Raw genomic sequence first — 24,785 nt, 5'->3', positions numbered from 1 at the left:
CACCAGTGATGCTAAGAACGTGTTCCAGTGAGCACAAGACCCGGACGAGCAAGCGCTTAGCCAATTATGGTGACCCAGCGCCACCCGGCATCGAGGCTCCGTACTCCCCAAGCTAGCCTCGGCCACCGACAACGGCGCGCGCTGCGGACCGAGGGGTGTCATGAGCAGGCTGAATGGGACGGACCGTCCGTACGACATCGTGCTCTTCGGAGCCACGGGCTTCGTGGGGACGCTGACCGCGGAGTACCTCGCCGGACACGCGCCGGAGGGACTGCGCTGGGCGATCGCGGGCCGCAGCGAGCGGAAGCTGGAGCGGCTGCGCGAACGGCTGCCGGGCGGCGAGAAGGTCGGCGTGCTGCGGGCGGACGTGTCCGAGCCCGCGTCGCTGCGCGAACTCGCCGAGCACGCGCGCGTGGTGGCGACGACGGTGGGACCGTACGTGACCTACGGCGAGGATCTCGTGGCCGCCTGCGCGGACACGGGGGCGGATTATCTGGACCTCACCGGTGAGCCGGAGTTCGTCGACCTGACGTACGTCCGGCACGACGCACGCGCGCGTGAGACGGGCGCGCGGCTGGTGCACGCCTGCGGGTTCGACTCCGTCCCGCACGACCTGGGCGCCTACTTCACCGTGCGGCAGCTCCCGGAGGGTGTGCCGCTGCGGGTGGACGGGTTCGTCAGCGTCGACGCCACCTTCTCGGGCGGCACCTTCGCGTCGGCGCTCAACCAGTTCTCGCGGCTGCGGCCGATGCTGGCCGCCGAGCGGGACCGGGGGCGCCACGAGCCTCGGCTGGTGGGCCGGCGGGCCGCCGCGCCGACCGGGGTGCCGCGGTTCGCGAAGGAGGTCGGCGCGTGGGCCCTGCCGCTGCCGACGATCGACCCGCGGATCGTGCACCGTTCGGCGAAGGCGCTCGAGCGGTACGGCCCCGACTTCCGCTACCGCCACTACGCGGCGGTGCGTCACCTGCCCGTCGCGGTGGGCGGGGCGGCGGCCATCGGGGCACTCGTGGCGGTGGCCCAGCTGGCGCCCGCGCGGCGCTGGTTGTCAGACCGGCTGGAGCCCGGTCAGGGGCCGAGCCCGCAGAAGCGGGCGAAGAGTTGGTTCTCGGTGCGTTTCGTGGGCGAGGGCGGCGGGCGCCGGGTCTTCACGGAGGTCGCGGGTGGCGACCCCGGCTACGACGAGACGGCCAAGATGTTCGCCGAGTCGGCCCTGTCCCTGGCCTTCGACGAGCTTCCGGACACCGCCGGCCAGGTCACCACGGCGACCGCGATGGGCGAGGCGCTGACCGAGCGGCTGCGCGGGGCCGGCATCACCTTCCGGGTCGCGGCCGAACTCTGAACGGCGGCGGCCACCAGGACCGCGGCGGCCACCCGTCCTACAGCGACCACCCGGCCACGGTGTAGATCATCCCGCCGATCCAGCCGATGCCCGCCAGCACGGCGAGAACCAGGGCGGCCGTCACGGCACGCTCGACCGGGCGGTTCGGGTCGGCGAGGGGCTTGGGGGCGCGGTGCGTCGTCATGCGGGCAAGCCTGCCGAGCGGGTCGGTGGGCTCACATCCGTACAGCTACTCAGACCGGGTACTCAGATCGCACCCGTCACGCGCCCATGTCCCGTCACGCGCCTACGCCCGCTCACTCGGCCACGCCCGGTCGCTCACCCGTCCCCGTCGCCTCCCGCAGCGCCCGCCGGCACAGCGCGTCCGCCCTGCGGGTCGTCTCCGGGAGGCGGTAGGCGGGGGTCAGCGCCAGTACATGGGCACAGGCGTTGTCGAGGGTGGTGCGGTGGCCCACCACGTCCCGCTCGTCGTCGTAGGCGACGTCGACACCGGTGACATGGCCCGTGCCGGGTGGCGGGCCGGGCTCGTCCAGCACCACCCGGGCCCGCAGTCCGTCCTGTACGGCGCGGGCGTCTTCCTCGGTCGCGGGCCAGCCCGCGGGGATGCTCACGGTCGTCATGATGGGGACGAGCGTACGGCCGTGAGGCACCGGCCCGCGATCATGTCCGTACCGGCTCAGCCCTTCTTGGCGTTCACCGCGCGCTGCAACTGCTCCTTGTTCATGTTCGAACGGCCTTCGACACCGCGCTGCCTGGCCTCGTTGTACAGCTGGTCCCGGGTCGGGCCCTGGGAGCCGGAGCCGGACCGCCGGCCTCCGCGCCTGCCCGAGGACATGTCCTTGGTCGAAGTGCGGCTCGACTCCTTCGACTCGCCGGACCGGGCACGCTCCTTGTTGACCGTCCGCGCCGCTATCTCCTTGGCGCGCCCCTCACTCTCCCCCCGGTCCTGCGCGCTCTTCTTGATGTGCTCGTACTGGCGCTCCCGCTTGGAGCTGGAACCTGCGGGCATCTCCCTCACTCCTGTCGCGTTCCGTTTCGCGGTCCGCGACCGAGTACCCGCATTCCGGCCCCATGCGTCACTTCTCCAGCCGTGCCACCCTCCCCTGCTCACCCGCGGCCCAGCAGCCGAGGTCGGCGGTGCAGTCCACGGTGTCGTACGAGCCCTGGTCGACCGTGCGCCAGGTGCGGCCGCCGTCCGTGGTGAGGTCGGTGCCGGTGGGGCCCACCGCGAGGGCGGCGGTGCGGCTGTGCGGGAGCCAGGCGAGGCCGGAGCGGTAGGCGGGCGGGGGCTGGGCCGCCGGCCGCCAGGTGCGGCCGCCGTCGGCCGTGGTCGCCGCGGCCTGAGGAGAGGCCTGGTCCGCGCGGTAGTCGCCGCCGACCGCGAGCCCGTGGACCCGGTCGCGGAAGGCGAGCGCGAAGACGCCCTTGGCCGGGTCACCGGCCGGGATCGGCGTGTCGGTGGCCGTCCAGGTCAGCCCGCGGTCGGCGGAGTGCAGCACGCGCGCGCGTGCGCCCCCGCCGGTGGCCAGCCAGACGTCCGACGGGCCGGAGGCCACCAGGCACTGCCCGCTCGCCGCGAAGCCCGCCTCGCCGTCCAGGGCGGCCGGCATGCCCGCGTTCGGCAGCACCTTCCAGGAGCGGCCGCCGTCGCTCGTCGACAGGATGCGGAACTTCCCGTCCACCGGGTCGCTCATCGCGAGCCCGTGCCGACGGTCGAAGAAGGTCAGACAGTCGTAGAAGGCGCCGGCGTCGGTGTTGCGGAAGGACTCGGTCCAGGTGGCTCCGCCGTCGTCGGTGCGGTAGACGCGGGACGCCTCGCCCTCGCCGATGGCCAGGACGACCGCCCGGTGGGCGTCGAAGGCCTCGATGTCCCGGAACTGGAGATCGGCCGCGCCGGGCGGTGAGACGTTCCGCCAGCTCGCCCCGCCGTCAGTGGTGCGCAGGACCGTGCCCTTGGTGCCCGCCACCCAGGCGGTGTTCCGGCTGACCGCGGACAGGCCCCGGAAGCGGACGTCCGGCGTGTCCGTGGCCTTGAGCGCCCAGTGCGGTGCCGCGTGCTTCCCTGCCTGTGCCGGCACCTGTGGCTGCGCCTGTGCCGGTACGGCGGTCGAGGCCGCCAGCGCGGCCGAGCACACCGCCCCCGCGGCCACCGTGCGGAACGTACGTCTCATCCGTCGCCTGTTCACCGAGCGCCTCATGGCGGGCGAAGCTATCCGACCGGCCGGACGTCGTCCAGATGGCCGGGTCGTCTCAACTGCCCATGGCGGCACGGAAGGTGGGCCTTGTCACTCGCGTGCATGAACGCGGTGACGGAGGTCACTCGAAATGGGTGTGCACGGATTGGCTGATTCCGGCGTCTCTAGCAGTGCCCGACTCGTTCAGCCCGCAAGCCCGTCCAGCCGTCACAAGGGAGCAAGGCGTTGTCCACCGTCATCGAGCAACCCGTGGAGGCCCGTCTCGTCGCCGCCGCGCCTCGTATGCCCAGCATCCCGGCGACGCTGCACTACGACGGGACGGATCCGTTCGCCGTCCGTATGACCTTCCCGGCTCCCGCGACCCTGGAGGGTGTGGAGGTCTGCTGGACCTTCTCCCGTGAGCTTCTGAGCGCGGGCCTGGAGGGGCCCGAGGGACAGGGGGACGTACGGGTGCGGCCGTACGGGTACGACCGCACCGTGCTGGAGTTCCACGCGCCCGAGGGGACCGCCGTGGTCCATGTGCGCTCGGAGGAGGTGCGGAGGTTCCTGGGGGCCGCCGGGGAGTTGGTGCCCGTCGGCCTCGAGCACCTGCATCTGGACCTGGATCACGACCTCGCGGAGCTGATGCGGGACGCCTGAGTTCCCGCGGGGACAGCTCCTGGGTGGACCGGACGGACGGACGGCTGGCAGTGGCCGGGGCTCAGGCCGCCGTCGACAGCGCCGCGCACAGCTCCCCGAGGATCACGCTCACCCCACTGCGCTCGATCAGTTCCTCCACCCGCTCCTTGTGACGGGTCCGGTCGCCGTCCCGGAACGGCGCGGGCAGACCGGCGGTGGCCGCGAGGGCGGCGAAGGCCGCATCACCGTCGCAGACCCCGGGTGCCCCCTCCTCCAGGCTCCGCCGGGCCTCCTCCCCCAGCGCGTGCACCGCGGCCGGGTTCTCCAGTACGTGCTCCACACTCGGGAAGACCCCGAGGACCCGCTTCTTCTCCGCCCGCAGGTACCCCTCGGCGGTCAGCTGCTCCCTGGCGGCGTCGAACGTCACGCGCGCGTGGAGCGTCACCCAGGAGCGCCAGTGGTGGGGCCGGGACTCGCGGACCAGTTCCAGGAGTCCGTCCAGGACGCTGTCGCCGGTGAGGGTGTCCATGTCGACGGGGGTGGCGATGCCGTTCTCGTCGGTGAGCGGGCCGCGCAGGGCCAGTTCGGCGAGCGCGCCGGCCCGCACCAGACGGGCCGCGGGCATGACCTCGGTGGCGGCGGGGTCCCAGGCCAGCAGGCAGAGCCGGGCCGGGAGTGAGAGCGAACCGTGGGGCACGAGGTCTCCTTGGTGCGGCGAGATCGGGGTTCACGTTAATTCGTTGACAGCCCTCAGGGGCGCTCGTACGGTGTACAGCGGTTCTGTTGCCGTCGATAGGAGAAGGACGTTGCTCGTCTGAGGTCCTGAGACACCGCGCCACACGCCTGAGGTGTGTGTACGCCGCGTGCGACCTCGGCATTCGAGCCGTCCCGACGGGCAGGGCCTTTTCCGTGCCTCCTGTTCCCACAGGGCCCCTTGGTCGCAGGTGTCTCGATACGCGTTTGCCCCTGACCGCATCGAGCAACCGCGAGGCCCCTGTGTCCGCTTCCCTCACTTGTACGTCCCTGTCCTTCTCCTGGCCCGACGGCACCGCCGTCTTCGAGGGCCTCGACGTGGCGTTCGGCCCCGGCAGGACGGGACTGGTCGGCGTCAACGGATCCGGAAAGTCCACCCTGCTGAAGCTGATCGCCGGTGAACTGACCCCGGCCGACGGCACCGTGCGTGTCGCGGGCGAGGTCGGCCATCTGCCGCAGAACGTCACACTGGACACCGGGCTGCGCGTCGACCAGGCACTCGGCATCGCCGACCGGCGGGCCGCGCTGCACGCCATCGAGGCGGGCGACGTGGCGCAGGAACACTTCGAGACCGTCGGCGACGACTGGGACGTGGAGGAGCGCGCGCTCGCCACGCTCGGCGAACTCGGGCTCGGCCACGTCGAGCTGGACCGCACCATCGGCGAGGTCTCGGGCGGCGAGTCCGTACTGCTGCGCCTGGCGGCCCTGTTGCTGCGCCGCCCGGATGTGCTGCTGCTCGACGAGCCGACCAACAACCTCGACCTGTACGCGCGCCGACGGCTGTACACGGCCGTCTCGTCCTGGTCGGGCGTGATGGTCGTGGTCAGCCACGACCGTGAACTCCTCGACCTGGTCGACCAGATCGCCGATCTGCGCTCCGGCGAGATCACCTGGCACGGCGGGAACTTCTCCTCCTACGAGGAGGCCCTCGCCGTCGAACAGGAGGCGGCCGAGCGGATGGTGCGGGTCGCCGAGGCCGACCTCCGCAAGCAGAAGCGCGAACTGATCGACGCCCAGGTCAAGTTGGCCCGCCGCAAGCGGTACGGGCAGAAGATGTACGAGCAGAAGCGCGAGCCGAAGATCATCATGGGAGCGCGCAAGCGGGCGGCGCAGGAGTCGGCGGGCAAGCACCGCATCATGCACGAGGAGAGGCTCAGCGAGGCGAGGGAACGGCTCGACGAGGCGGTGGAGGCCGTACGGGACGACGACGAGATCCGGGTCGACCTGCCGTACACGGCCGTACCGCCGGGGCGCGGCGTGCTCACCCTCATGGACCTGGAGCTCGCGTACGGCGCGCGCGTGGCCGGCGGGTTCGATCTGCGCGGTCCCGAGCGGGTCGCGTTGATCGGGCGCAACGGCGCGGGCAAGACGACCCTGCTGCGGACGATCGCCGGGGAGCTGGCGCCGCTCTCGGGCGAGGTGCACACGCATGTACCGCTCCGCTTCCTGCCGCAGCGGCTCGACGTGCTCGACGACGCGCTGTCCGTCGCCGAGAACGTGGCCCGGTTCGCGCCGGGCGCCACCAACAACCGGGTCCGGGCGCGGCTGGCCCGCTTCCTGTTCCGGGGCGCCCGCGCCGACCAGAGGGCGGCGACCCTGTCCGGCGGCGAACGCTTCCGGGCGGCACTGGCCGCCCTGATGCTGGCCGAGCCCGCCCCGCAGCTGCTGATGCTGGACGAGCCGACGAACAACCTCGACATGGCGAGCGTCCGGCAGCTGACGTCGGCCCTGGAGTCGTACGAAGGGGCCCTGATCGTGGCCGGTCACGACCTGCCGTTCCTGGAGTCGATCGGCATCACGAGGTGGCTGCTGCTCGACGGTGAGCTGCGGGAAACGGCACCGGAGGAGATCGGGTAGGGCGTCTCGGGAGGGGCACGGCGTGACGGCGAGGGTTTTGCCCGTGCGGATCCGCGCTGCATGATGGCGGACCGGGGCCCCGCACCACGAGGGGCGCCCGGTCCCCTGCCCCGCCGATACGGAGTCCCCCAGTGCCCAGCAAGAAGGCCCTCGTCCGCCGCCCCAGCCCGCGCCTCGCCGAAGGTCTGGTGACGCACATCGAGCGGGAGCAGGTCGATGCCGATCTTGCTGTGGAACAGTGGGAGGCCTATGTCGAGGCCCTGAGGTCGAACGGCTGGGAGACCATCGAGGTCGATCCCGCCGACGACTGCCCCGACTCGGTGTTCGTCGAGGACACCGTCGTCATGTACCGGAACGTCGCGCTGATCGCGCGCTCCGGCGCCGAGTCCCGGCGGGACGAGGCGGCCGGGGTCGAGGAGGCCGTGGCGCGTCTCGGCTGCTCCGTGAACTGGATCTGGGAGCCGGGCACCCTGGACGGCGGTGACGTCCTGAAGATCGGCGACACCATCTACGTCGGCCGGGGCGGGCGCACCAACGCGGCCGGTGTGCAGCAGCTGCGGGCGGCCTTCGAGCCGCTCGGCGCGCGGGTCGTCGCCGTTCCGGTGAGCAAGGTGCTGCACCTGAAGTCGGCGGTCACCGCGCTGCCCGACGGAACGGTCATCGGGCACATCCCGAAGGTCGACCGGCCCTCGCTCTTCCCCCGCTTCCTGTCCGTGCCCGAGGAGGCCGGCGCGCACGTCGTGCTCCTCGGCGGGGACAAGCTGCTGATGGCGGCCGGCGCGCCGAAGACCGCGGACCTCCTCGCGGACCTCGGTTTCGAGCCCGTGGTGGTGGACATCAGCGAGTTCGAGAAGCTCGAGGGCTGTGTGACATGCCTCTCGGTCCGACTGCGGGGGCTGTACGCCTGACGGGTGAGGCGATCGCTCCTCCAGCCCTGGGACCTGCGGCCCCGGGGCTTCGGGCAGTTCCTTGGAAGTCCTAGAAAACGCTGTCTGATCAGGGATCTTTACAGCGGACTTAACCTACGGCAACGTAACCTACGGTTTCGTAGCCTACGCTCTCGTAGGTTCCGGCACCGCTCGCCGGTCTGTTCCGTTCTTGGCGTACGTCCCCTGGAGTTCCCGTGACGATCACTTCCCCCGCCCTCGGCAGCTCTGCCGTCTGGACCGACGCCCGTCTGCTGTACGCGCTGGAGGAAGTGGTGGAGAACGAACTCAACCGGCATCTGAAGGTCGCCAAGGACTGGATGCCGCACGAGTACGTGCCGTGGTCGGACGCCCGTAACTTCCCCGGCCTCTTCGAGGACGGCGAGGCCTGGGACAAGGAGCAGTCCAAGGTCACCGAGATCGGCCGGATCGCCCTCGTGGTGAACCTGCTCACCGAGGACAACCTGCCCAGCTACCACCACGAGATCGCCTCGCTCTTCGGCCGCGACGGCGCCTGGGGCACCTGGGTGCACCGCTGGACGGCCGAGGAGGGCCGGCACGGCATCGTGATGCGCGACTACCTGCTCGCCTCGCGCGCGGTGGACCCGGACAAGCTGGAGCGGTTCCGTATGGAGCACATGAGCGAGGGCTTCGAGTCGGACAACCGTCACTCGATGCTGCACTCGGTCGCCTACGTCGCCTTCCAGGAGCTCGCGACCCGTATCTCGCACCGCAACACCGGCCACCAGTCGGGCGACCCCGTCTGCGACCGCATGCTGGCCCGTATCGCGACCGACGAGAACCTGCACATGATCTTCTACCGCAACCTGCTGAAGGCCGCGTTCGAGCTCGCCCCGGACCTGACCATGCAGGCGGTGCGGGACGTCGTCGTCAACTTCCGGATGCCCGGTCACGGCATGCCCGGCTTCGAGCGGCTCGCCGCGCAGATGGCGATCGGCGAGGTCTACAACCTGCGCATCCACCACGACGACGTGCTCATGCCGGTCATCCGCTTCCTGAAGATCATGGAGATCGACGGTCTCGGCACCGAGGGCCGCCAGGCCCAGGAGGAGCTGGGCCTGTTCATGGGCGGGCTCGACGCGGAGGCCCTGCGCTTCGACGAGAAGCTCGCCGCCCGCAAGGCCCGGATGGCGGCCCGCGCCGGAGCCTGACGGCGCTCACTCGTAGACGGTCGCCTCCCGAAGCGCCCTGTCGCGTACGTCGGCCCGGGGATGGCGGCGCAGCTCCCGCAGCCGCTCCCGCCAGGCCGCGGGCCACCCGGTGAGGGAGCCGACCGCCCCGACGACCGCGAGGGCGAGCAGGCCCTCGGTGTGACCGCCGTGCCCGGTCAGCCGTACCGCCTCGGCCAGGAGCGCCTCGGGGTCCGGCTGCTTCTCGTGGTGCCGCAGGCGCGTCTCCAGCGTGTCGGCGACCTCGGCGGCCAGTACGGGCCGCCCGGTGCCGACGGCCGCGGCCAGCCGGTCCAGGTCCGGCGCCCCGGCGGCCAGGTCCAGATGGGTAGCGGCGAGCGCGGCGGACTGCGGGACCAGGGCGTCGTACTCCCCCAGCAGTTCGCTCGCGGCCAGGGCGGCCGGGCGGATGGCCGCCGGCGCCGTCCGGGTGTTGTGCTCCAGGCAGGAGACGAGGAACCCGATGCGCCGGTGGGCGGGCCGGTCGCGCCGCCGTTCGGCGTCGGGTTCGCTTGCGGCCGGGGCCTCGGCCAGCGTCCGCAGCGCGTCGAGCAGTCCTTGGGCGCCCGCCGGGGAGGCCATGGCGGCCGTGACCAGTCCCCGGGCCGCCGCCTGCCAGTTCGCCCGCTCGGTCAGGTCGGTCGCGGCCCGGGCCAGCACCCCGGGCGCCTCGGGCGACCAGGGAGTCCAGCGGGCCAGCGCGGCGAAGGCCGGATCGGCCGTCTCCGGATCGTCCGTGCCGCTCACCTCGCGCACCAGGGTCGCGTAGCGCTCGCGCTGGGGTTCGGGCAGGTCGAGCGGAGTGACGCGGAGCACGGCGGCCCGCAGGACCGGCTCGGCGCCCGCGGCATGGCGCATCAGGTCCCAGATCTCCTCGTGGGCGAGGAGTCCGCCCGCGAAGGCGACGCAGGCCGCGCGCACATCGAGGTGGGCCCCCGCGCGCGCGTACGTCCCGGTGAGCAGTCGGGCGGCCTCCGGCACCGGCAGCCGCACCGCGGCGAGCCGTACGGCCTCCTTGCGGCTGGTGACCCTGGCGTCGGGGGTGGTGAGCACCTCCGTGAGCAGTGCGGCCAGCCGGGAGGGCGCCGCGTGGCGGGACGCGCGCGTGGCCGCGTACACCGCGGCCCCGGCCCGGTCACCGCCGGCGTGCGCCAGCAGTTCGAGCAGCGCGTCGGCGGGCCGGGCGGTGCGGGACAGCGCGGCGAGCGCCGTCTCCGCCATGACGACGTCGGACACCCCGGTCCAGCGGCGGATCAGGTCGGCGCCGCCGTCCGGCACGTACGCGGCCCGGGCCACGGCGTCCGCCCGCCGGTGCGCGGGCAGCCCGGAGTCCCCGGCGAGCGCCGCCAACTGCCGCAGCAGTCCGTCCTGTTGACGTGGCACCCAACGCCGTACCTCGGTGGTCACCGGTACGGACCACGGCGTGCCCTTGGTCAGGAAGCGGCCGTAGGGCGGGGTCTCGGCGAGCAGCAGGTCCAGCAGGTCGGTGCGGCGCCGGACGACGGCGCGCCGCACCTCGGGCAGGGTGGCGGCCGACGGCTCATGGGCGAGAAGGCGCGCGACCCGCTCGTCGCGTGTGGCGTGCGGCTCCAGCCACAGCGCCACGGCCTGCCGCACGGTGGGGTCGTCGCCGTACCGGACGGCCTGCCACAGCAGCTCCTGCAGCTCGGCCATCCCGGCGGCGCGCCGGCCCGCCGCGCGGGCGAGCGCGAAGGCCAGGCCGTAGTCCGCCTTCTCCGCGCCGGCCTCGATCCACGGCCGCAGCGCCTCGTACACCTGGTGCTCCTGGCCGCGCCGCAGCGTACGGTCCAGGCGTCCGAGGTCCGCGCCGCCGGTGTGGCCGGAGATCCGCACCAGGGTGCGCAGCGCCCAGTTGACCAACTCGCGCGATCCGCCCGCCGCTTGCTCGCGCAGCACGGCGACGGCGAGCTCGCTCAGCCGCTGCCGGGTCTCGGACGAGGAGTCGCGGGCCTGGACGGCGTCGACGGCGACGCGGTCCAGATGCGGTTCGGCGTCCTCGGTGATCAGGGCCGCCCGGACGGCGGCGAGCGCGCCCAACGCGGCCGAGCGCACGGGATCCTGCTCGTCGCGCATCCGCTCCATGTCCCGCAGTACGGCGGTGACCGCGGCCGGGTCGCCGGAGCGCGCGGCGTTGCGGATCAGCATCGGCCAGGCCTGGGCACGGTCCTCGGCGGCCGACCGCCGGGTCGCTTCCAGGAGCCGCTCGCGCACCTGGGCGACGGGCAGATAGGACTCGGACTGGAGCACCACGCTCCACGGGCCTCCGCGTTCACGCGCCCGCTCGGCCAACTGGCTGGCCAGTTCGGCCGCGTGAGGTCGCGTCAGGACGTCCAGGACGGTGCCGTCGAAGACGTCGGACCCGCCGGGCCCGTCCTCGACGGCGTCGCGCAGCGGGCCACGACGGGCCGGGGGGAGCGCCCCCAACAGGAACCGAAGATTGCAGCGGCTTGCCAAATGCCTGCCGTATGCGAGGAGTTCGGGCCCGTCGCAGTGGCCGAGCCGGCGCAGGGTGGCCGGGCTCAGCGTGCTGATCCCGACGGCATCGACCCACGCGGGCGTCAGCAGGAGCCGCAGCACCCGTCGCGGGTCCACGGCGGCGAACCTGCCGACATGCAGGCGGAGTTCGTACGGCAGCGGGGTGGGCCCCAGCCGTTCCAGCACTCCGAGCACCCGCAGCGGCTCGGCCGGTGTCACCGCGGCCACGGCGTGCCCGTAGCGCCACCACCAGGTCTCGCGCAGAGCCGGCGGCAGCGCGGCCAACTGCGCCTCCAGCGTGTCGAGCAGGACCGCCGTGTGCCGCTTCGCCAGTGTCGTCCACGCGCCGACGGCGTGCAGCAGCTCGGGGAGCAGCCGCGCCACGGTGGCCTCGGAACATCCGGGCAGCAGCCGGGCCGCCTCGGTGTCACCCCGGTCCCGGCGCAGGGCGTCGACGAGCCGGTCGGCGAGCGCGGTGCGCGGCTCCGAGGCGACGACGGCACGCAGCAGGTCCCGCCGCACCACCTCGGGGGCATCGGCGAGTCCCGCCTCGAAGGCGGTGTCCGCGACTCCCAGGCTGTCGGCCACCCGCAGCGCGTGACCGCGCACGAAGGAGTCGGGATCGGCGATCCGCGCGGCGATCCACTCGGTGTCCTGGCCGACGGACGCGGCGACGACGGCGAGCTGCCGCCCGTAGGTCCCACGCTCCTCGAGCTCGTCCAGGACCGGCCGCAGGGCCGTCATCTCGCGTACCCGCACGGCCAGTTCACGCATGCGCCGTGGGTGCGGGAGCGGATCGAGGGCGTTCAGCAGACTCTCGGCCTGCTGGCGCGGAGCGAGGTGGACCATGCGGGGATTGTGCCCGGAGACAGGCGTGCGGCGGGCGGATTTTCCCACGGCACCGACCGGACGGCCGTGTTCGGGCGCGGCCCTGTCGGCATGGCACCGATGTTCAGCGCGCCGTACGCCTGAGCTCCAGCCGTTCCTTCTCCGACAGCCCGCCCCACACGCCGAACCGCTCGTCGTTGCGCAGGGCGTACTCCAGACACGCGGGGCGCATCTCGCAGAGGGAGCAGATGCGCTTGGCCTCGCGGACCGAGCTGCCCGGCTCGGGGAAGAAGAAGTCGGCCCCGGTCTGTGCGCACAGCGCCTCGGACTGCCAGGCGAGGTCGGCCGGGATGATCGTGTCGATGTGCATGCGCAGAGCCTGCCGGGTGCCGAAAAACGTTCGATCAACGCGGGATCAACGCCGTGTCCCGGGCCCCCGGCCACCCCGATGATGGCGTGCGCGCGGGGGTCGGCGCACGGCGGCGCGCGCAACCATCGCGGTCCGGCGGCGATTGTCAGTGGGGGATGCAAGACTCGGCAGTGCAGAGAACGTGACCCTTCCGAGGAGGGCGCAGATGCTCACCACCCGTTTCGTCAACGGCGCTCCGAACTGGATCGACGTCGGCACATCCGACATCGACGGCGCCATCTCCTTCTACGGCGGCCTCTTCGGCTGGCAGTTCCAGTCGGCGGGACCCGACGCCGGTGGCTACGGCTTCTTCCAGCTGGACGGCAGGACCGTGGCCGGCGCCATGCAGACCGGCCCCGAGCAGGGGCCGCCCTCCTGGACCGTCTACTTCCAGAGCGCGGACGCGGAGGCCACCGCCAAGGCCGCCGAGCAGGCGCACGGCAGTGTGCTCATGCCGCCCATGGACGTCATGGGCGAGGGCCGTATGGCGATCCTCGCGGACAAGGCGAGTGTGCCGTTCGGCGTCTGGCAGCCGGGCCGCACCAAGGGCGTGGACCTGGCCAACGAGACCGGCTCCCTGTCCTGGGTGGAGCTGTACACCCCGGACATGGCCGCGGCGGCCTGGTTCTACCACGAGACCCTGGGCCTGGAGACCGCCGCGGTGCCCTTCCCCGGCGGCACCTACACCTGTGTCAACCCCGCCGGGGGCAGCGAGGACTCCATGTTCGGCGGCATCGTCTCGCTGGCGGACGATCCGTCGGAGGACACCCCGTACTGGCTCCCGTACTTCGAGGTCACCGACGCGGAGGCGACGGTCGCGAGGGCCCGGGAGCTGGGCGGCACGATCCGTGTGCCGGCCACGCCGATCGAGGGCGTCGGCACCATCGCGAGGCTGGCAGACCCGTACGGCGCCAGGTTCGCGGTCATCAAGAGCACGACCCAACCGGCCTGAAGCGGAAGCCTTCAGGGGCGCGGGGGGGGGTGGGCCGGCACGCGGCTCGCCCTTCGCCGTCCAGGTGTCCGCCGCGCCTCACGCCGAGGCGCGGCGCACCAACGTCGTCGGCAGGACCACACCACCCGCCGTGCCTCCCCCGTCCTGCGTGCCCCGATGCCCCAGCCGCTCCAACAGCAACCGGGCCATCAACCGCCCCATCTCCTCGATGTCCTGACGGACCGTGCTGAGCGGCGGCTCGGCCTGCTCGGCCACCGCCACCATGTCGTCGAACCCGATCACCGCGACATCCTCCGGCACCCGCAGCCCCCGCTCCCTCAGCACCCGCAACGCCCCCACCGCGCTGAGGTCGTTCGCGGCGAAAACCCCGTCCAGGTCGGGACACCTGTCGAGCAGCACCCGCATCGCCCGCTCCCCGCCCCCGGGCGTGAAGTCGCTCTCCGCGACCAGCCACGGATCGGCGTCCCCCATGACGTCCCGGAAGCCGTCGAGCCGGTCGGCCGCGGACGTCTGGTCGAGGGGCCCGGTGATGTGCGCGATCCGGGTCCGCCCGAGGCCGACGAGATGCCGTACGGCCTCCCGCGCCCCGCCCCGGTTGTCGCTGTCGACGTACACCGCGCCACTGCCGCCCTCCCCCTCGCCCCAGCCGGGCCGGCCGCCGAACACGGTCGGCACCCCGGCGTGCCGGATCAGTCCGGGCAGCGGGTCGTCGAGGTGCAGCGAGAAGACGAGCGCGCCGTCGACATGTCCGCCGGCCAGATAGCGGCCGACGCGGGCGTGGTCGTCGCGCCCCTCGGTGAGCAGCAGTACGAGCTGGTTGTCGTGGGCCGTCAACTCCTTGCTGATACCGCGGAGTTGGAGGGCGAAGAAGGGGTCGGCGAAGACCCGTGTCTCCGGTTCGGCGATGACCACGGCGACGGCGTCGTGCCGTCGGGTCACCAGACTGCGCGCGGCCTGGTTCGGCACATAGCCGAGTTCCTCCACCGCCCGGCGCACCCGTGCGACGAGAGGCTCACGGACCCCGTCCCCGCCGTTCACCACACGGGAGACGGTGGCCCGGGACACGCCCGCCCGGGCAGCCACGGCCTCCAGCGTGGGGCGCGGTGCGGTGTCGGTCACTTGGGGCTCCTAGTCGGCGGGTGCCGATCAGGATAGCCCCGGGTGCGAGGGGGCGCAGAGAGCGCTCTCAGCGTTCGTGCGGTTCCTGGGTCCCGGCCGCGGGGGTCTCCTTCCTCGCCCGGCTGGGCTGCACCCGCTTGGGCTCCCCCGGCATCTTCGGATACTCCGGCGGGTAGGGCAGATCGCCGAGGCCGTGGTCCTGCTCGTCCCTGCGGGCGAGTTCCAGCAGGGCCTCCAGCGAATGGCGGTGGTCGTCCATGTCCGCGTGCACGTCGCCGAGTTGGGCGAAGCGGGCGGGCATGGTCGCGATGTCGAAGTCCCGGGGATGCGCGACGCCGACCTCGTCCCAGCTCAGCGGTGCCGAGACAGGAGCGTGCGGGCGGGGCCGTACGGAGTAGGCGGAGGCGATCGTGCGGTCCCTGGCCGTCTGGTTGTAGTCGACGAAGATGCGCTCCCCGCGCTCCTCCTTCCACCACTTGGTGGTCACCTGCTCCGGCATCCGGCGCTCCAGCTCCCGGCCCACCGCGATGGCGGCCCGGCGCACCTGGGTGAAGGTCCAACGTGGCTCGATCGGCACGAAGACATGCAGGCCGCGGCCGCCGGAGGTCTTGGGAAAGCCTCGCAGCCCGCCGAACTCCCTGAGTACTTCCCGCAGTTCGAAGGCGGCCCGGACGGCGTCGTCGTAGTCGGTGCCGGGCTGCGGGTCGAGGTCGATGCGGAGTTCGTCGGGACGGTCGACGTCGTCGCGGCGTACGGGCCACGGGTGGAAGGTGAGCGTGCCGTACTGGGCGGCCCACAGGACGGCGGCCTCCTCGGTGGGGCACATCTCGTCGGCGCTGCGGCCGCTGGGGAAGGTGATGTGGGCGGTCGGGATCCAGTCGGGCATGTTCTTCGGTGCCCGCTTCTGGAAGAAGTTCTCGCCGTTCACCCCCTCCGGATAGCGCTCCAGGGTGGTGGGCCGGTCGCGCAGGGCGCGCAGGATGCCGGGACCCACGGCGATGTAGTACTGGGCGAGGTCCAGCTTCGTGAAGCCGCGCTCGGGAAAGAAGACCTTGCTCGGGCTGGACAGACGGACGGTGCGGCCGCCCGCTTCCAGTTCCACCGCTTCACCCATACGGCCACGGTAGACAGACCTGGTGAACCTCGCATACCGGGCGACGAGGGACGTATGCGAGCAGAATCTAGGGCATGGATCTCCCCGTGATGCCTCCTGTGAAGCCGATGCTCGCCAAGTCGGTGGCGAAGATCCCGCCGGGCATGCAGTACGAGGCGAAGTGGGACGGGTTCCGGGCGATCGTGTTCCGGGACGGGGCCGAGATCGAGCTCGGCAGCCGTACCGGCAAGCCGCTGACCAGGTATTTCCCCGAGCTGGTGGAGGCGCTGGGGCAGCGGGTGCCCGAGCGGTGCGTGCTGGACGGCGAGATCGTGATCGCACGGGAGGGCCATCTGGACTTCGACGCGCTCACCGAGCGCATCCATCCGGCGGACTCCCGGGTGCGGATGCTCGCCGAGAGGACACCGGCGTCCTTCGTGGCGTTCGACCTGCTGGCGCTGGACGACGAGTCACTGCTCGGCGTCCCGCTGAGCGACCGGCGGGCGCTGCTGGAGCGGGCCCTGTCGGACGTCACCCCGCCCGTCCACCTCGCGCCGTCCACGACCGACATCGAGGTGGCGCACGGCTGGTTCGAGCAGTACGAGGGCGCGGGCCTGGACGGCGTCATCGCCAAGCCGCTCGGCGGGCGCTATCTGCAGGACGAGCGCGCCATGTTCAAGATCAAGCACGAGCGGACGGCGGACGTCGTCGTGGCCGGCTACCGCTTCCACAAGAGCGGGCCGATCGTGGGTTCGCTGCTGCTCGGGCTGTACGACGACCAGGGCCGGCTGCAGCACGTGGGAGTGTCGGCCGCCTTCCCCATGAAACGGCGCGCCGAACTCGTCGACGAGCTGGAGCCGCTCAGGACACAGGACGTCGCGGGACATCCCTGGGCGGCCTGGGCCGACGAGGCGGCGCACGAGAGCGCCCGGCTGCCGGGCGCTCCCAGCCGCTGGTCGGGGAAGAAGGACCTGTCCTGGGTGCCGCTGCGTCCGGAGCGGGTGGCCGAGGTGGCGTACGACCACATGGAGAACGGGGCACGCTTTCGGCACACGGCCCGGTTCCGGCGCTGGCGTCCGGACCGGACGCCGGAGAGCTGCACCTACGCGCAGCTGGAGGAGCCGGTGCGCTACGACCTCGGTGAGATCCTCGGACGCCCCTGACCCGGGGCCGCACCGGCGCTCAGGGCTGCATCAGCACCTTGACCGCGCCGTCCCGCTTCTTCTGGAACATCTCGTACGCTCGCGGGGCCTTCGCCAGCGACACCCGGTGGGTGGCGAAGTCGTCCACGCCGAGCGGGTCCTCGTCCGTGAGGTACGGCAGGATCTCGTCGCTCCAGCGGCGCACGTTAGCCTGTCCCATACGGATCTGGATCTGCTTGTCGAACATGGTGAGCAGGGGCAGCGGGTCGGCCATTCCGCCGTAGACACCGGTGAGGGAGAGTGTGCCACCGCGGCGCACCAGCTCGATCGCGGTGTTCAGGGCGGCGAGCCGGTCGACGCTGAAGCGCTCGGCGAACGGGGCGCCGATCCTGCGCGGCAGCAGGGTCGCGGCATGCTGGGCCATCCGTGCCGCCGCGCTGCCGTGGGCCTCGGTGCCGACCGCGTCGATCACGGCGTCGGGGCCGCGCCCGTCGGTCTGGTCGTGGATCGCGGTGACCAGTTCCTTCTCGCTGTCGAAGCTCCTGAGGTCGTACGTCTCCACACCCCGGGCCTTCGCCCTGCGCAGCCGCTCGCTCACCAGGTCCACCCCGAACACCCGCCCGGCGCCGCGCACCTGGGCGATCCGGCAGGCCATGTCGCCGATCGGCCCGAGGCCGAGCACGGCGACACTGCCGCCCTCGGGGATGCCGGCGTACTCGACCGCCTGCCAGGCGGTGGGCAGTACGTCGGAGAGGTAGACGAAGCGGTCGTCGGGCGGGCCCTCGGGGACCTTGATCGGCCCGAACTGCGCCTGCGGCACGCGCAGATACTCGGCCTGGGCGCCCGGGACGGCGCCGTAGAGCCGGGTGTAGCCGAACAGGGCGGCGCCCATGCCCTCGTTGGTGACCTGGGTGGTCTCGCACTGGGTGGGGAGCCCGGTCAGGCACATCCAGCAGTCGCCGCAGGCGATCTGGAACGGCACCACCACCCGGTCGCCCGCCGAGAGGTCCGGCACCCCGGCGCCGACCTCCTCCACGATGCCCATCGGTTCGTGTCCGAGGATGTCGCCCGGTGTCATGAACGCGGTGAGCACCTCGTACAGATGCAGATCGGAGCCGCACAGTCCCGTCGACGTGATCCGGATGATCGCGTCGGTCGGCTCCTGGATCTTCGGATCGGGCACGTCCTCCACCCGTACGTCCCGCTTGCCCTGCCAGGTCACGGCCTTCATGGCGTGGCACTCCCTCCGTCGCGTCGGTGGGTCCGGTGCTGCGACGGCGCCCGAGTACCCGGGGACGCCGTGCCGAAGCGCCGCGGTCTGGGCCGATCGGAGGGGTTCGTCACCGTTTGGCCCATCCGAACGCGCGCGATCAGAATCGAGCGGGTATGGCCATCAATGAACTTATAAGCGCACAATCAATAACACGGGAGATGGGTGGCCAACGGTGGGCATGGGACGGCAGGTGCGCACTCGCCGCACTTCTACGACGGTCGCGCTGCTCGCCGCCACGGTGACGGCGGCGCTGGCGGCGGGCTGTACGAGCGGGCACGGGCCGGTGGACGACGGACGCGGCCGGCCGAAGACGTCGGCGCCGACCGGGGAGGGGACCGCGAGCCGGCGCCCCGCCGCCGCGGGTCCCGTACTCGCGGTGAAGATCGACAACGCCCCCGCGGCCCGGCCCCAGACGGGGCTGCGCGACGCAGACGTCGTCTACGCCGAGCAGGTCGAGGGCGGGCTGAGCCGGCTGATGGCGGTGTACGCGACCAGGCTGCCGAAGGTGGTCGGGCCGGTGCGCAGCGCCCGCGAGTCCGACCTGGAGCTGCTGCGGCAGTTCGACGACCCGACGCTGGCCTTCTCCGGCGCCCAGCGCAAGCTGCTGCCGCTGATCGACCGTGCGCCGCTGACGGCCCAGCCGCCCGGCAAGGTCTCCGCCGCCTGGTTCCGCGGCACCCGCAACGCCGCCCCGCACAACCTCTATCTGCGCCCCGACCGGCTGATGCCCACCGCTCCCGGCGCGGACGCCCTCACGAACGGCTTTCGCTACGGCGCCGCGCCCGCCGGCGGCAGGCCCGACCCCTCGATCACCGTCCGCTATCCGGCCGCCCGGTTCACCTTCACCTGGTCCGGGAGTACGCACCGCTGGCTGGTCGCGATGGACGGCACACCGACGGTGACGACCGACGGTCACCGGGTGGCGCCGGCGACGGTCGTCGTGCAGTACGTGAAGATCCGCAGGTCCGCCTTCCACGACGTCCTCGGCAACAACACGCCGTACACCCGGACGACCGGTTCCGGGACGGCCGAGGTACTGCGTGACGGGAAGGTCTACGACGTCGAGTGGAAACGCCCGAAGGCCACGGACGGTACGGCCTTCACAACGAAGGACGGCGCGCCGGTGAACTTCGCCGAGGGCCAGGTGTGGGTGGTGTTCGCCAAGGCGCCCTGAGGGTGCCGGGTGGGTGTCAGCTCTGCGCGACGAGGGGCTGCGAGGGGTTGCGGAGCCCCTCGGCGGCGTCCGCGACCCGCTGGATGAGCTCGAAGAACACCGTCTGCTCGGAGGCCGACAGCGGGGCGAGGAAGACCTGGTTCATGCGCGCCGTGCGCACGGTCAGCTTGCGATGGGTGCGCACCCCGTCCTCCGTCAGCCGCAGCAGGAAGCGGCGGCCGTCCTGGGGGTCGCGCACCTTGTCCAGCAACCCGCGCCTGCCGAGCCGGCTGATCACCTCGGCGATCGTGGAACGGTCGAGCCCCACCCGCTCCCCCACCGTGCGCTGGTCCAGGCCCGGCTCGGCGACGAGCGCGTTCAGGACCGCGAACTGGGGCGAGGTGATCTCCTCCGAGACCATCGTGTTCCACAGCAGGTAGTGGGCCTGCTGCAGCCGCCGGGCCAGGTGTCCGGGATGGGTGGCGAGGTCCACCGCTGCCATCTGCGCTCCCCGCGGTCGAATTCGTTGGTGCACTGAACGATACCGGTCCGTTCGCGGGCCTGTCTTCCACCGTGCCCGCGCTTCTGACCGCGTACTTCTCCAGGGTCTTGACGCTGAGAGCCACCGATGGCAGCGTGAAGGAAACTTCACCTAATGCTCAGTGCCCTGATTAATTCATGTGCGGGCGATCCCGAGGTATCCCCATGACTCTCACGCAGCACGACATCGACCAGGAGATCGCGGCCGAACACGCCGCCTACGAGAAGCGTGTCGCCGACGGCGCCCCCGTGGAGCACCACCCGCGCCGCGACTACGCCCCGTACCGCTCCTCGATCCTGCGCCATCCCCAGCAGCCGCCGATCACCATCGACGTGACGAAGGACCCGGAGCTGGTGGAGCTGCACTCCCCCGCCTTCGGCGAGCGGGACATCACCGACATGGACAACGACCTGACCCGGCAGCACACCGGTGAGCCCATCGGCGAGCGCATCACCGTCTCCGGCAGGCTCCTCGACCGCGACGGCCGCCCGGTCCGCGGCCAGCTGATCGAGATCTGGCAGGCCAACTCGGCCGGCCGCTACGCCCACCAGCGCGAGCAGCACGACGCCCCGCTGGACCCGAACTTCACCGGCGTCGGCCGCACGCTCACCGACACCGAGGGCCGGTACCACTTCACGACCGTCCAGCCGGGCCCCTACCCCTGGCGCAACCACGTCAACGCCTGGCGCCCCGCCCACATCCACTTCTCGATGTTCGGCACGGCGTTCACCCAGCGGCTCGTGACCCAGATGTACTTCCCGAGCGACCCGCTGTTCCCCTACGACCCGATCATCCAGTCGGTGACGGACGACGCGGCGCGCCAGCGGCTGGTCGCGACCTACGACCACGGCCTGTCCGTACCGGAGTTCTCGATGGGCTACCACTGGGACATCGTGCTGGACGGCCCGCACGCCACATGGCTCGAAGAAGGGCGCTGAGCTGCCATGACGAAGATCGACACCAGCCGCCCCGAAGCGGTCCTGCCGACCCCCTCGCACACCGTGGGCCCGTTCTACGGCTATGCGCTGCCCTTCCGCGGCGGCGAGGACATCGCGCCGCTCGGCCACCCGGACACCGTCACGGTCCACGGCTACGTCCTCGACGGCGAGGGGAACCCGCTGCCCGACGCCTTCGTGGAGCTGTGGGGCGCCGACCCCGACGGCAACGTCTCCACCACCGACGGCTCCATGCGGCGCGACCCCGCGTCCGGCGAGCACCTGGGCCGCAACGGGGTGGAGTTCACCGGCTGGGGCCGCATCCAGACCGACGCCGACGGCCACTGGTACGCGCGGACCCTGCGTCCGGGCGCACGCGGGCACAGCGCGCCGTACATCAGCGTCTGTGTGTTCGCGCGCGGTCTGCTCGTCCACCTCTTCACCCGCGTCTATCTGCCGGGCGACGAGGCGGCGCTCACGGCCGACCCGCTGCTCGCCCGGCTCGACCAGGCGCGCCGCGACACGCTGATCGCCCGGGACGAGGGCAACAGCACCTACCGTTTCGACATCCGCCTTCAGGGCGAAGGCGAGACGGTCTTCCTGGAGTTCCAGTGACTTCTGCCGATCCCGACGCCACCGGTCTGCTCGCCCCCGGGTGGACCGGCTCCCCCGCCGCCTCCGCGACCTCGGACACGGCCTACCTGCAGGCCCTGCTCGACGCGGAGGCGGCGCTCACCCACGCCCAGGCGGCCCGGCGGCTCGCCCCGGGCCCGGCGGCGGCCGCGGTGACCGAGGCGGCCGACGCCGCCCGTTTCGACGTACGCTCCCTCGCCGAGCGCGCCCGCGGCGGCGGCAACCCGGTCATCCCCCTGGTCGCGGACCTGACGAAGGCCGTCGGCGAGGAGTACGGCCCCTATGTCCACCGGGGCGCGACCAGCCAGGACATCATGGACACGGCCACGATGCTGGTCGCCGTCCGCACCCTCGACCTGGTCCTCGCCGACCTCGCCCGCACCGAGCGGGCGCTGGCCCGGCTGGCCGCCGAGCACCGCGACACCGCGATGCCGGGCCGGACGCTCACCCAGCACGCCGTGCCGACGACATTCGGTCTGAAGGCCGCCGGCTGGCGCTCCCTGGTGCTCGACGCCCGGGACCGGACCGTCCGGGTCCGGGACGGCCTGCCCGTCCAACTCGGCGGTGCCGCCGGGACCTTGGCGGCCTTCACGGCGTACGGCGCCGAGGACACCGAGGCACTCACGGCGGCCTTCGCGCACCGGCTCGGCCTCGCCGTGCCGCCGCTGCCCTGGCACACCCTGCGCACACCGGTCGCCGATCTCGCGGGCTGCCTGGCCTTCACGGCCGGCGCGCTGGGCAAGCTCGCGACGGATGTGCTCGTCCTCGGCCGCACGGAGATCGCGGAGGTCGCGGAGGGCAGCGGCGGCGGCTCCTCGGCCATGCCGCACAAGGCGAATCCCGTCCGCTCCACGCTCGTCGTCGCCGCCGCGCACAGGGCGCCGCAGCTGGCGGCCACGCTGTACGGGTCGCTGACGGCCGAGGACGAGCGGCCGGCCGGGGCCTGGCACGCCGAGTGGGAGCCACTGCGCGACCTGCTGCGCCTGGTCGGCGGAGCCGCCCGGGACGCCGCCGAACTCACCGAAGGCCTACGGGTCCACGCCGACACCATGCGCGAACACCTCGGCCTCACCCACGGGTTGATCGTCTCCGAGCGGCTCTCCGCCGAGCTGGCCCCGGTGCTCGGACGCGCCCGCGCCAAGTCCCTGCTGACCCAGCTGGCCGAGCGCACCTACTCCGAGGGCCGTCAGCTGGAGGAACTCCTCGCCGAAGAGCCCGAGTTGAAGGACGTCGACCTCGACGACCTCACCGACCCGGCCCGTTACACGGGTGCCGCAGCCCTTCTCACCGACCGTGCCCTGGAGCGACGTTGACCGACCGACTCCTCAACCACCGCGCCGAAGGGCCCACTTCCGCGCCGGTCCTGCTCCTCGGCCCTTCGCTGGGGACGTCGTACGCCCTGTGGGACAAGGTGGCGCCCGAGCTGTCCATCACCCACCGGGTGATCCGCTGGGACCTGCCCGGCCACGGCGGCTCCGCAGCCGATCTGATCGGCCCCGGCGCCACGATGGAGGACCTCGCCCGCCTGGTGCTGGAACTCGCCGACTCGCTCGGCGTCGACCGGTTCGCCTACGCGGGCGTCTCGCTGGGCGGAGCGGTCGGCCTGCAGCTGGCCCTGCACCACCCGGACCGGCTCACCTCCCTGGCCGCGATCTGCTCCTCGTCGCACTTCAACGGTTCGAAGCCCTGGGAGGAGCGGGCCGAGCGGGTGCGGCGGGAGGGGATGGCGTGGCTGCGGGAGAGCACCCCGGCGCGCTGGTTCAGCGCCGGCTTCACCGACCGGCGGCTCTTCGACGACGAGGCGAACGCGGACCCCGAGGCGTACGCGGCCTGCTGCGACGCCCTCGCCGCCTTCGACGTGCGCGAGCGGCTCCCGGAGATCTTGGTGCGCACCCTGCTCATCGCCGGGCGCGAGGACCGGGCCACCCCGCCCCCGCATCTGCGGGAGATCGCGGACGCCGTCCCCGGCGCCACCCTCGTCGAACTGCCGGGCGCCCCGCACCTCGCGCCCGCGCAGTGCCCGCGGCCGGTGCTGACGGCCCTGCGCGCCCACCTCGGACCGGGCGCCGCGTTCGGTATGGAGGTCCGGCGCGAGGTACTCGGCGACGCGCACGTCGACCGGGCGCAGTCCCGTCAGACGCCCTTCACGGCACGCTTCCAGGACTTCATCTCGCGCTACGCCTGGGGCGAGATCTGGACGGACCCGACGCTGACGCGACGCGAGCGCAGCATGATCACGCTGACCGCGCTGGTGGCCCACGGCCACTACGACGAGCTGGCCATGCACGTCCGCGCGGCCCGGCGCAACGGCCTCACCCCGGACGAGATCGGCGCGGTACTGCTGCAGACGGCCGTGTACTGCGGGGTCCCGGCGGCGAACTCGGCGTTCGCGACGGCGCAGCGCGTCCTGGCCGAAGAAGCCGACGGGGCCGGAGAGTCGGGAGGGTGACCCTGCTGGTCGTAGCCCCAGCAGCACCTCGCACATGCCTCCACCGCGTGCCTACGGTGGAGGCATGTCCACGATTCTCGTCACCGGCGCCACCTCCGGCCTCGGCCGCCACGTCGCCTTCGAGCTGGTCCGGGCCGGCCATGTCGTCCTCGCCCACGGCCGCGACCCGCGCCGTACGGAACAACTGGTCGACGAACTGCGCACCGAGGGCGACGCCGAGGGCTTCACCGCCGACCTGGCCGCCCTGTCCCAGGTACGCGAGCTGGCCGCCCATGTGGCCGACGCCCACCCCGACCTGGATGTCCTGATCAACAACGCGGGCGTGGGCGCCGGCGCCCCCGGCGCGTCCCGGGAGCTGAGCGCGGACGGCCACGAACTCCGCCTGGCCGTCAACTACCTGGCCCCGGTGGTCCTCACCCGCGCCCTGCTGCCGACCCTCCGCGCCAACACACCGTCCAAGATCGTGAACGTCGGTTCGGTGGGCCAGGACCCGGTGGACTTCGACGACATCGAATTCAGGCGGGGCTACGACGGCTTCGCGGCCTACCGCCGGGCGAAGTTCGCCCTCGCGGCCCACACCTTCACCCTGGCCGAGGAGCTGGCGGGCACCGGGGTCGCGGTGAACGTCCTCCATCCCGCGACCTTCATGGACACGGCGATGGTGCGGGAGGGCCGTGTGACCCCGTGGAACACGGTGGCGGACGGCGCGCCGGGTGTACTGGCCCTGGCGACCCGGGAGTCGGGGAGCGGCGGCTACTTCGACGGCACGAGCCCCGCACGGGCGCACGAGACGACGTACGACCGTGAAGTGCGCAAGCGACTGACGGCGGTCACCGACCAGCTCCTCGCGCTGTAGGCGTTCCTGGGGGGCGGGCCGCGGCGAT

The 24,785-nt window shown here is 72.4% G+C and carries 24 protein-coding genes; 13 read left to right on the top strand and 11 right to left on the bottom strand.

What is annotated here, in order from left to right; translation table 11 throughout:
* Nucleotides 1-160: 160 nt before the first annotated feature.
* Complete coding sequence (locus ABZT17_RS08675) at nucleotides 161-1,339, top strand: saccharopine dehydrogenase NADP-binding domain-containing protein (protein WP_356345448.1); 1,179 nt, start codon at nucleotides 161-163, stop codon at nucleotides 1,337-1,339.
* A gap of 37 nt (nucleotides 1,340-1,376) precedes the next feature.
* On the opposite strand, the gene ABZT17_RS08670 is transcribed toward ABZT17_RS08675, so the two are convergent.
* From ABZT17_RS08670 to ABZT17_RS08655, 4 genes are all read right to left on the bottom strand, one after another.
* A complete protein-coding gene (locus ABZT17_RS08670) occupies nucleotides 1,377-1,523 on the bottom strand; it encodes a hypothetical protein (RefSeq protein WP_356345446.1) in 147 nt (48 codons plus the stop codon).
* Nucleotides 1,524-1,635: 112 nt separating this feature from the next.
* Nucleotides 1,636-1,959, bottom strand: coding sequence for an endonuclease V (locus tag ABZT17_RS08665; RefSeq protein WP_356345444.1), 324 nt, complete (start codon nucleotides 1,957-1,959; stop codon nucleotides 1,636-1,638).
* Nucleotides 1,960-2,015: 56 nt separating this feature from the next.
* Nucleotides 2,016-2,348 carry a plasmid stabilization protein gene (locus ABZT17_RS08660; protein ID WP_356345442.1) on the bottom strand — a complete coding sequence of 111 codons (333 nt, stop codon included), beginning with the start codon at nucleotides 2,346-2,348 and terminating at the stop codon, nucleotides 2,016-2,018.
* A 67-nt stretch (nucleotides 2,349-2,415) separates the two neighbouring features.
* Nucleotides 2,416-3,510 carry an oxidoreductase gene (locus ABZT17_RS08655; protein ID WP_356345439.1) on the bottom strand — a complete coding sequence of 365 codons (1,095 nt, stop codon included), beginning with the start codon at nucleotides 3,508-3,510 and terminating at the stop codon, nucleotides 2,416-2,418.
* A 249-nt stretch (nucleotides 3,511-3,759) separates the two neighbouring features.
* Between ABZT17_RS08655 and ABZT17_RS08650 the strand changes: the two genes are divergently transcribed.
* Nucleotides 3,760-4,173 carry an SsgA family sporulation/cell division regulator gene (locus ABZT17_RS08650; RefSeq protein ID WP_356345437.1) on the top strand — a complete coding sequence of 138 codons (414 nt, stop codon included), beginning with the start codon at nucleotides 3,760-3,762 and terminating at the stop codon, nucleotides 4,171-4,173.
* Nucleotides 4,174-4,234: 61 nt separating this feature from the next.
* Here the strand turns inward: ABZT17_RS08650 and ABZT17_RS08645 are convergent, their stop codons facing one another.
* Nucleotides 4,235-4,849 (bottom strand): GPP34 family phosphoprotein, encoded by a 615-nt coding sequence (locus tag ABZT17_RS08645; protein ID WP_356345435.1) that lies wholly within the window; start codon nucleotides 4,847-4,849, stop codon nucleotides 4,235-4,237.
* Nucleotides 4,850-5,148: 299 nt separating this feature from the next.
* On the opposite strand from ABZT17_RS08645, the gene ABZT17_RS08640 reads away from it, so the two are divergent.
* The 3 genes from ABZT17_RS08640 (at nucleotide 5,149) to ABZT17_RS08630 (ending at nucleotide 8,860) form a co-directional block, all read left to right on the top strand.
* Nucleotides 5,149-6,762, top strand: a complete 1,614-nt coding sequence (locus ABZT17_RS08640) for an ABC-F family ATP-binding cassette domain-containing protein (protein ID WP_356345432.1) — start codon at nucleotides 5,149-5,151, stop codon at nucleotides 6,760-6,762.
* Nucleotides 6,763-6,893: 131 nt separating this feature from the next.
* On the top strand, nucleotides 6,894-7,670 hold the full coding sequence (gene ddaH, locus ABZT17_RS08635) for a dimethylargininase (RefSeq protein ID WP_356345428.1): 777 nt from the start codon (nucleotides 6,894-6,896) through the stop codon (nucleotides 7,668-7,670).
* Nucleotides 7,671-7,885: 215 nt separating this feature from the next.
* Nucleotides 7,886-8,860 carry an acyl-ACP desaturase gene (locus ABZT17_RS08630; protein ID WP_356345426.1) on the top strand — a complete coding sequence of 325 codons (975 nt, stop codon included), beginning with the start codon at nucleotides 7,886-7,888 and terminating at the stop codon, nucleotides 8,858-8,860.
* 6 nt (nucleotides 8,861-8,866) lie between these two features.
* Here ABZT17_RS08630 and ABZT17_RS08625 read toward each other — a convergent pair whose 3' ends face one another.
* Nucleotides 8,867-12,223: a hypothetical protein gene (locus tag ABZT17_RS08625; RefSeq protein WP_356345423.1), complete on the bottom strand. Its 3,357-nt coding sequence runs from the start codon at nucleotides 12,221-12,223 to the stop codon at nucleotides 8,867-8,869.
* Nucleotides 12,224-12,326: 103 nt separating this feature from the next.
* Nucleotides 12,327-12,572, bottom strand: a complete 246-nt coding sequence (locus ABZT17_RS08620) for a WhiB family transcriptional regulator (RefSeq protein WP_356345420.1) — start codon at nucleotides 12,570-12,572, stop codon at nucleotides 12,327-12,329.
* A gap of 205 nt (nucleotides 12,573-12,777) precedes the next feature.
* Between ABZT17_RS08620 and ABZT17_RS08615 the strand changes: the two genes are divergently transcribed.
* Nucleotides 12,778-13,563, top strand: a complete 786-nt coding sequence (locus tag ABZT17_RS08615; protein ID WP_356345417.1) for a VOC family protein — start codon at nucleotides 12,778-12,780, stop codon at nucleotides 13,561-13,563.
* Between the two features lie 78 nt (nucleotides 13,564-13,641).
* Here the strand turns inward: ABZT17_RS08615 and ABZT17_RS08610 are convergent, their stop codons facing one another.
* Both ABZT17_RS08610 and ligD read right to left on the bottom strand, forming a co-directional pair.
* Nucleotides 13,642-14,682 (bottom strand): LacI family DNA-binding transcriptional regulator, encoded by a 1,041-nt coding sequence (locus ABZT17_RS08610; RefSeq protein WP_356345415.1) that lies wholly within the window; start codon nucleotides 14,680-14,682, stop codon nucleotides 13,642-13,644.
* Nucleotides 14,683-14,749: 67 nt separating this feature from the next.
* Nucleotides 14,750-15,796 (bottom strand): non-homologous end-joining DNA ligase, encoded by a 1,047-nt coding sequence (ligD, locus tag ABZT17_RS08605; RefSeq protein ID WP_356345412.1) that lies wholly within the window; start codon nucleotides 15,794-15,796, stop codon nucleotides 14,750-14,752.
* Between the two features lie 74 nt (nucleotides 15,797-15,870).
* Here ligD and ABZT17_RS08600 point away from each other — a divergent pair, with 74 nt between their 5' ends.
* Nucleotides 15,871-16,938: an ATP-dependent DNA ligase gene (locus ABZT17_RS08600; protein WP_356345408.1), complete on the top strand. Its 1,068-nt coding sequence runs from the start codon at nucleotides 15,871-15,873 to the stop codon at nucleotides 16,936-16,938.
* Nucleotides 16,939-16,957: 19 nt separating this feature from the next.
* Here ABZT17_RS08600 and ABZT17_RS08595 read toward each other — a convergent pair whose 3' ends face one another.
* A complete protein-coding gene (locus ABZT17_RS08595) occupies nucleotides 16,958-18,148 on the bottom strand; it encodes a zinc-dependent alcohol dehydrogenase (protein WP_356345406.1) in 1,191 nt (396 codons plus the stop codon).
* Nucleotides 18,149-18,368: 220 nt separating this feature from the next.
* Between ABZT17_RS08595 and ABZT17_RS08590 the strand changes: the two genes are divergently transcribed.
* Nucleotides 18,369-19,364: a DUF3048 domain-containing protein gene (locus ABZT17_RS08590; protein ID WP_356345404.1), complete on the top strand. Its 996-nt coding sequence runs from the start codon at nucleotides 18,369-18,371 to the stop codon at nucleotides 19,362-19,364.
* A 16-nt stretch (nucleotides 19,365-19,380) separates the two neighbouring features.
* Here the strand turns inward: ABZT17_RS08590 and ABZT17_RS08585 are convergent, their stop codons facing one another.
* Nucleotides 19,381-19,845, bottom strand: a complete 465-nt coding sequence (locus tag ABZT17_RS08585) for a MarR family transcriptional regulator (RefSeq protein WP_356345401.1) — start codon at nucleotides 19,843-19,845, stop codon at nucleotides 19,381-19,383.
* 203 nt (nucleotides 19,846-20,048) lie between these two features.
* On the opposite strand from ABZT17_RS08585, the gene pcaH reads away from it, so the two are divergent.
* The 5 genes from pcaH (at nucleotide 20,049) to ABZT17_RS08560 (ending at nucleotide 24,757) form a co-directional block, all read left to right on the top strand.
* Nucleotides 20,049-20,822 (top strand): protocatechuate 3,4-dioxygenase subunit beta, encoded by a 774-nt coding sequence (gene pcaH, locus ABZT17_RS08580; RefSeq protein WP_356345399.1) that lies wholly within the window; start codon nucleotides 20,049-20,051, stop codon nucleotides 20,820-20,822.
* Between the two features lie 6 nt (nucleotides 20,823-20,828).
* Complete coding sequence (pcaG, locus tag ABZT17_RS08575) at nucleotides 20,829-21,434, top strand: protocatechuate 3,4-dioxygenase subunit alpha (protein ID WP_356345396.1); 606 nt, start codon at nucleotides 20,829-20,831, stop codon at nucleotides 21,432-21,434.
* The gene (gene pcaB / locus ABZT17_RS08570) at nucleotides 21,431-22,765 is read left to right on the top strand and encodes a 3-carboxy-cis,cis-muconate cycloisomerase (RefSeq protein WP_356345392.1); all 1,335 of its coding nucleotides are present in this window, start codon (nucleotides 21,431-21,433) and stop codon (nucleotides 22,763-22,765) included. Before pcaG ends, pcaB begins: the two co-directional genes overlap by 4 nt.
* On the top strand, nucleotides 22,762-23,901 hold the full coding sequence (gene pcaC, locus ABZT17_RS08565) for a 4-carboxymuconolactone decarboxylase (RefSeq protein WP_356345390.1): 1,140 nt from the start codon (nucleotides 22,762-22,764) through the stop codon (nucleotides 23,899-23,901). The genes pcaB and pcaC overlap by 4 nt, the downstream gene beginning before the upstream one ends.
* 64 nt (nucleotides 23,902-23,965) lie before the next feature.
* Nucleotides 23,966-24,757 (top strand): SDR family NAD(P)-dependent oxidoreductase, encoded by a 792-nt coding sequence (locus ABZT17_RS08560; RefSeq protein ID WP_356345387.1) that lies wholly within the window; start codon nucleotides 23,966-23,968, stop codon nucleotides 24,755-24,757.
* Nucleotides 24,758-24,785 lie beyond the last annotated feature (28 nt).

Origin of the sequence: Streptomyces sp. NPDC005648, assembly GCF_040605395.1 — a bacterium.
In the GTDB taxonomy this organism is placed as follows: Bacteria; Actinomycetota; Actinomycetes; order Streptomycetales; family Streptomycetaceae; genus Streptomyces.
This window is presented reverse-complemented; position numbering and strand designations above follow the sequence as displayed.